This window comes from Bacillus sp. FSL M8-0266 (assembly GCF_038613425.1).
Classification (GTDB): Bacteria; Bacillota; Bacilli; order Bacillales; family Bacillaceae; genus Bacillus; species Bacillus pumilus.
In genome coordinates this window covers 3,809,285-3,815,734 of sequence record NZ_CP152015.1, presented here as the reverse complement: position 1 = coordinate 3,815,734, position 6,450 = coordinate 3,809,285, and the positions used below count along the sequence as shown (strand labels likewise).

General features: G+C 38.4%; 6 protein-coding genes. All 6 read left to right on the top strand.

Going from position 1 to position 6,450, the window contains the following annotated elements:
- Positions 1-620 precede the first annotated feature (620 nt).
- The 6 genes from rpmH (at position 621) to mnmG (ending at position 6,441) form a co-directional block, all read left to right on the top strand.
- On the top strand, positions 621-755 hold the full coding sequence (rpmH, locus tag MKY83_RS19640) for a 50S ribosomal protein L34 (RefSeq protein ID WP_081277122.1): 135 nt from the start codon (positions 621-623) through the stop codon (positions 753-755).
- Between the two features lie 78 nt (positions 756-833).
- Positions 834-1,193: a ribonuclease P protein component gene (gene rnpA, locus MKY83_RS19635; RefSeq protein WP_106067531.1), complete on the top strand. Its 360-nt coding sequence runs from the start codon at positions 834-836 to the stop codon at positions 1,191-1,193.
- A gap of 158 nt (positions 1,194-1,351) precedes the next feature.
- Positions 1,352-2,134, top strand: coding sequence for a YidC family membrane integrase SpoIIIJ (gene spoIIIJ, locus MKY83_RS19630; protein WP_088002962.1), 783 nt, complete (start codon positions 1,352-1,354; stop codon positions 2,132-2,134).
- Positions 2,131-2,754: an RNA-binding cell elongation regulator Jag/EloR gene (gene jag, locus MKY83_RS19625; protein ID WP_106067530.1), complete on the top strand. Its 624-nt coding sequence runs from the start codon at positions 2,131-2,133 to the stop codon at positions 2,752-2,754. The genes spoIIIJ and jag overlap by 4 nt, the downstream gene beginning before the upstream one ends.
- A gap of 403 nt (positions 2,755-3,157) precedes the next feature.
- Positions 3,158-4,537: a tRNA uridine-5-carboxymethylaminomethyl(34) synthesis GTPase MnmE gene (mnmE, locus tag MKY83_RS19620; RefSeq protein WP_342487627.1), complete on the top strand. Its 1,380-nt coding sequence runs from the start codon at positions 3,158-3,160 to the stop codon at positions 4,535-4,537.
- A gap of 17 nt (positions 4,538-4,554) precedes the next feature.
- The gene (gene mnmG, locus MKY83_RS19615; protein WP_342487626.1) at positions 4,555-6,441 is read left to right on the top strand and encodes a tRNA uridine-5-carboxymethylaminomethyl(34) synthesis enzyme MnmG; all 1,887 of its coding nucleotides are present in this window, start codon (positions 4,555-4,557) and stop codon (positions 6,439-6,441) included.
- The last annotated feature ends 9 nt before the right edge of the window (positions 6,442-6,450 follow it).

Here is a 6,450-nt window from a genome sequence, read left to right as displayed (position 1 = left end):
AAGGCTTCTCCCCCCTCCTTTTCTTTTTAAAATGACCAGTATCAAACTGTTATAGAACACGAAAAAGAGCAAATGGTCATCACCATTCGTGCACATACATTGTTGAAAACAAATAATATAGTAGAAAAACGTCTTTTCGACAAATTACACAGTCTGTGGATAAACAATTCAACAACCTGTGTAATATCTTTCCACAGCTTATCCACAGATTGTGGATAACGCAAATAGGTCAGATAAGTAATTAAGAGTTAAAACACAAATATAATATCAAAATAAACGAGATGGTGCAATGGGTGTCACAAACTTATCCACACATTTTACATCCTGTTGAAAAATAATTATCCACATCGGTTATTTGTGTGAAAAAAATGTCGATAATGGATGTGGATAGTCTAAATATGCCGGAAAAATATCCACACCCTTGTTTTGGAGTCCTTTTAGGAGGAAAAAAAGAATAAAATGTTGGAAACTGAAAAAGAAGGTTTCTTCGTTTGATAAATTATGTTATGCTTATAAGGTTGATAATAAGAGTTTTATCATTGATATTGACAATCGATGTGTTACACAAATATAATGAGTTAGACTGTCTTAAACAGCTATTCCTCAGGGAGGTGTCATAAATGAAAAGAACGTTTCAACCAAATAACCGTAAGCGTAGTAAAGTTCATGGCTTCCGCAGCCGTATGAGTTCTAAAAACGGACGTCTAGTTATAAAGCGACGCCGCAGCAAAGGTAGAAAAAAATTATCAGCTTAGGCCACTGAATAATGTCAGTGGTCTTTTTTACATAAAATCGTAATTGAACTGTCAGTTTTTATCGGAGTGGAAGAAAACATGAAGAAGCGAAACAGGCTAAAAAAAAATGAAGAGTTTCAAAAAGTGTTCAAAAAAGGTCAATCAATGGCGAACCGCCAATTCGTTATTTACCAGCTGGACCAACCAAATCAAGATGAACTGCGTTTAGGATTGTCTGTCAGTAAGAAGATTGGTAATGCAGTGATGAGAAATCGAATTAAACGACTGATCCGCCAGGTGTTTTTAGAGGAAGGTCATAAGTTAAAACAAGAAAAAGACTACATTGTCATTGCAAGAAAACCAGCAAGTGAATTGACCTTTGAAGAAACAAAAAAGTCTCTCCAACATTTATTTAGAAAATCCGCTGTTTATCAACAACAATCGAAAAAGTCTTCGTAATAGAAACTTTCGTTGAATCAATTTTTAAAAGCGCTTCCTTCATCTAGTGAACTAAAATGAAACCACCACTTTGTAATGAAAAAATGTTACCATACTGATTAGGTGAGTCACTTTCGTAATCAATTCCAACTTAAATAAAGTTTGAAGTAATGGGAGGAATCTTGTTGAAAAGGCGATTATTACTAATATTTAGCTTGATTGGCGCATTGGTTCTATTGGCAGGATGTACACAAATTAATGAACCAATCACATCAGATAGTAAGGGATTTTGGAACTCTTATATTGTTTACCCGCTATCTCAATTAATCACGTACATGGCAAATTTGACTGGTGAAAACTACGGGGTTGCGATCATTATTGTGACACTGTTAATCCGCTTGCTCATTTTACCATTAATGATTAAGCAGTTAAGAAGTACAAAAGCAATGCAAGCATTGCAGCCTGAAATTAAAAAGCTTCGTGAAAAATATAGCTCTAAAGATCAAAAAACTCAGCAGCAGCTTCAGCAGGAAACAATGGCCCTTTTCCAAAAAAATGGCGTCAACCCATTGGCTGGCTGTTTCCCGATTTTAATTCAGATGCCAATCCTAATTGGTTTTTATCATGCAATTATGAGAACAGCAGAAATTAAAAAGCATACATTCTTATGGTTTGACTTAGGCAGTCCAGATCCATTGTTCCTATTACCGATCATTGCGGGGGTAGCTACTTTCATTCAGCAAAAGCTGATGATGGCTGGAAATCCGTCGGACAACCCTCAAATGGCGATCATGCTATGGGTTATGCCGATTATGATCATTGTATTTGCTATTAGTTTCCCAGCAGCACTTTCATTGTACTGGGTTGTAGGTAACATTTTCATGATCATCCAAACATTAGTGATTAAAACTCCTCAAGTAAAATTAGATACAAAAGAAAAAGCTGGCGGGAATAAAAAATGAAGGAAATAACTGCTGTCGGTCGCACAATCGAAGAAGCAGTAGATTCCGGACTTAAACAAATTCAGCTTCTAAAAGAAGAAGTAGATATCACAATTTTGGATGAAGGAAATAAAGGGTTCTTAGGATTATTTGGTAAAAGACAAGCTGTAGTCAAGCTGATAGAAAAGAGAAATGCTCTTAAATTAGCTACACAGTATTTAGATAATATTGTTAAATCCATTGATCCTAAAGCGAAGATTGTTTCCAAACAGGAGCCGAAAAAGATTTCTTTTCACATTGATGGAGATAAAACATCATTAATGATTGGAAAAAGAGGTCAAACTTTGTACTCTTTAGAAACCTTGGTACAGTTAGTGTTTAATCGCTATTCTGATCAGTATCATCATATTACCATTGATATTGGAGATTATAGGAAGAAGCGACAAGAAGCACTTGAACAATATGCCGTCAAGACAGCAAACAAAGTTTTAAAAACGAAGAGAAAGGTTCATTTAGAACCAATGCCTTCGAACGAACGAAAAGTAATTCATGATACGATCGCTGCTTTTTCTAAAGAACTAGCAACGGCATCGGAAGATACAGGCAGCAAGCGTCATGTTGTGGTGCTGTATAAAAAATAACAGAAAGGCTAGAATTCAGCAAAGCTGGATTTTAGTCTTTTTTTATTGAAAAATTGTGTTTCTATAGAAGATTCATCCTTTATTTCTAAAAAGTTAGAGTGTAAGTTGAGTGGAAAATGCCATTTTTACAAGTAAACAAAGGCATCGGGGCGTTTAAATTTATCGGGTTTCGGTGTAAGATGTGAAGATAAGTTTAGAACGTCGTTATTCACATGTGGATAAGTTAAGTGTTAAAATAGATAGGATGCAAAGCTGTGGATAATTGTATAGAGGATACTTTCACTTCGCTTTCATTTATGGTATCTTTGAATTTTGGATTAAGCGTTTTTGATATAGAGATGGACAACGTCCATTTAATAGATAAAAGACTGTCTATTAAAGTAGAGAAAGAGGTGATTGAGCGATGGATACAATTGCAGCCATTTCGACACCGATGGGTGAAGGAGCAATTGCGATTATTCGTTTAAGTGGGCCTGAAGCGGTGCAGATCGCTGATAGGATGTATAAAGGGCCTAAGGAGAAAAAACTTGTATCAGTGGATTCTCATACCATTCATTATGGTCATATCGTGGATGCAAGGACTGATCAAGTAATAGAAGAGGTCATGGTGTCAGTACTTCGAGCGCCAAAAACATTTACGAGAGAAGACGTTATTGAGATTAACTGCCATGGCGGAATTGTAACGGTCAATAAAGTATTGCAGCTTGCTTTAAGAGAAGGAGCAAGATTAGCGGAGCCAGGTGAGTTCACAAAGCGTGCTTTCTTAAATGGAAGAATAGATCTATCGCAAGCGGAGGCTGTCATGGACTTGATTCGGGCAAAGACGGATCGAGCGATGAATGTAGCAATCACTCAAATGGAGGGACGTCTCTCCGGTTTGGTTCAGCGACTGCGCGGCGAGATCCTAGAAACACTGGCGCATATTGAAGTCAATATTGACTACCCTGAGTATGACGATGTTGAAGAAATGACACATCGCGTCTTAGTGAAAAAAGCGACATCCGTCAAAAAAGAAATTGAATCGTTGCTCTCGACTTCCCAGCAGGGGAAAATCCTTCGAGAGGGCTTATCCACTGTAATTATAGGAAGGCCGAATGTTGGTAAGTCTTCCTTGCTGAATAGTCTTGTACAGGAAACAAAGGCCATTGTCACAGATATTCCTGGAACTACGAGAGACGTTATTGAGGAATATGTGAATGTAAGAGGCGTACCTCTCCGTCTAGTCGATACTGCGGGTATACGTGAGACAGAGGACATTGTTGAGCGTATAGGGGTTGAACGATCTAGACAGGTCTTAAAAGAAGCTGACCTGATTTTACTTGTGCTCAATTATAGCGAAGAATTATCAGAAGAAGATATTAAGCTTTTTGAGGCTGTCTCAGGTATGGATATCATCGTGATTGTGAATAAGACAGATCTTGAGCCTAAGCTTGATGTAGAAAAGGTCAAGCAGTTAGCAAAGGATCGTCCGGTGGTCACTACATCATTATTACAAGAAAAGGGCATTGATGAGCTTGAAATGGCGATTCAATCACTGTTCTTCACTGGATCAATTGAAAGTGGAGATTTAACGTATGTAAGTAATACAAGGCATATTGCTCTTCTTCAGGCAGCAAAACAATCAATTGAAGATGCTCTTGAAGGAATTGAAATGGACGTACCAATCGACATTGTTCAAATAGATTTAACACGCTGCTGGGAACAGCTCGGTGAAATTATAGGAGATGCTGTTCATGAAAGCTTGATTGATCAGTTATTCTCTCAATTCTGTTTAGGAAAGTAAAGGGAGGAACATAAGAAATGGGTTATGAAGCTGGCAATTATGACGTCATCGTCGTGGGTGCCGGTCATGCTGGGGTTGAGGCTGCTCTTGCTTCTGCAAGACAGGGCGCTAAAACACTTGTATTGACTATCAACCTCGATATGGTTGCTTTTATGCCATGTAATCCGTCCGTAGGTGGTCCTGCAAAAGGGATTGTCGTTAGAGAAATTGATGCACTGGGCGGAGAAATGGCACGAAATATAGATAAGACGCATATTCAAATGCGCATGCTGAATACGGGGAAAGGACCTGCTGTTCGTGCTTTAAGAGCGCAAGCAGACAAGTTCCAATATCAGCATGAAATGAAAAAAACAATGGAAAATGAACCGAATCTGACAATGCTTCAAGGTATGGTGGATCATTTAATTGTAGAAGATGATGAATGTAAAGGTGTCGTTACACAAACAGGGGCAAACTATCGTGCGAAGTCTGTTGTATTAACGACTGGGACTTTCTTAAAAGGTCGTATTATTTTAGGGGATCTATCGTATTCAAGTGGTCCTAATAACCAGCAACCATCCATCAAATTATCGGATCACTTAGCAGAGTTAGGATTCGATTTGGTTCGCTTTAAAACAGGAACACCTCCTCGAGTGAATAGTCACTCGATTGACTATAGTAAAACAGAAATTCAACCAGGTGATGATGTTCCGCGGGCGTTCTCCTATGAAACGGTTGAATATATCACAGATCAACTGCCATGCTGGTTAACTTATACGAGTTTAGAAACACATCAAATTATTGATGAGAATCTTCACCGTTCTCCAATGTATTCAGGTATGATTAAAGGAACTGGTCCTAGATACTGCCCTTCCATTGAAGATAAAGTGGTTCGTTTCAATGACAAACCAAGACATCAAATTTTCTTAGAGCCAGAAGGTCGTAATACGCAGGAAGTGTATGTTCAAGGATTATCTACAAGTCTTCCAGAGGATGTACAGCAGCGCATGCTTTCCACCATCCCAGGGCTCGAAAATGTACAAATGATGAGAGCGGGTTATGCCATTGAGTATGATGCAATTGTGCCTACTCAGTTGTGGCCTACACTCGAGACGAAGAAAATTTCTGGATTATATACAGCTGGCCAAATTAATGGTACGTCTGGCTATGAGGAAGCAGCAGGTCAAGGAATTATGGCAGGTATTAATGCAGGAAGAAAAGCATTGGGTAAAGAAGAAGTCATTTTAAGCCGATCTGATGCATATATCGGTGTTCTCATTGATGATCTTGTCACAAAGGGAACAAATGAACCTTACCGTCTTTTAACATCCCGTGCAGAGTATCGTTTGCTTCTTCGTCATGACAATGCGGATTTAAGATTAACTGAACTTGGCTATCATATTGGATTAATTTCTCAAGAAAGATTCCAGGCATACCAGCAGAAAAAAGAAGCCATTGAAGCAGAGAAAAAACGTTTATATTCTGTCATCATTAAACCCACAGCAGAGACACAAGAATTTATTCGTTCACTTGGTGGAAGTGAGCTGAAGGACGGTATTCGTGCAAGTGATTTGATGAAGCGTCCAGAAATGAACTATGAATCTGTTGTGACGTTAGCTCCTGCTGAAACACCGCTTCCTTCTGATGTGTGTGAGCAGGTAGAGATTCAAATTAAATACGAAGGTTATATCGAAAAGTCACTCCAACAAGTTGAAAAGCTGAAAAAGATGGAGAACAAAAAGATTCCTGATTGTATTGATTATGATGCCATCAAAGGAATTGCAACTGAAGCGAAACAAAAGCTGAAAGAAGTCCGACCGCTTTCTGTTGCACAGGCTTCTCGTATTTCAGGCGTTAACCCTGCTGATATTTCTATCCTTTTAGTATATTTAGAGCAGGGACGTATTGCGAAGATAGCAGAATAGAAAGGATGT

Coding starts and splice junctions, on each gene's coding strand:
- rpmH (WP_081277122.1), top strand. CDS start 621: ATGAAAAGAACGTTTCAACCAAATAACCGTAAGCGTAGTAAAGTTCAT.
- rnpA (WP_106067531.1), top strand. CDS start 834: ATGAAGAAGCGAAACAGGCTAAAAAAAAATGAAGAGTTTCAAAAAGTG.
- jag (WP_106067530.1), top strand. CDS start 2,131: ATGAAGGAAATAACTGCTGTCGGTCGCACAATCGAAGAAGCAGTAGAT.
- mnmE (WP_342487627.1), top strand. CDS start 3,158: ATGGATACAATTGCAGCCATTTCGACACCGATGGGTGAAGGAGCAATT.
- mnmG (WP_342487626.1), top strand. CDS start 4,555: ATGGGTTATGAAGCTGGCAATTATGACGTCATCGTCGTGGGTGCCGGT.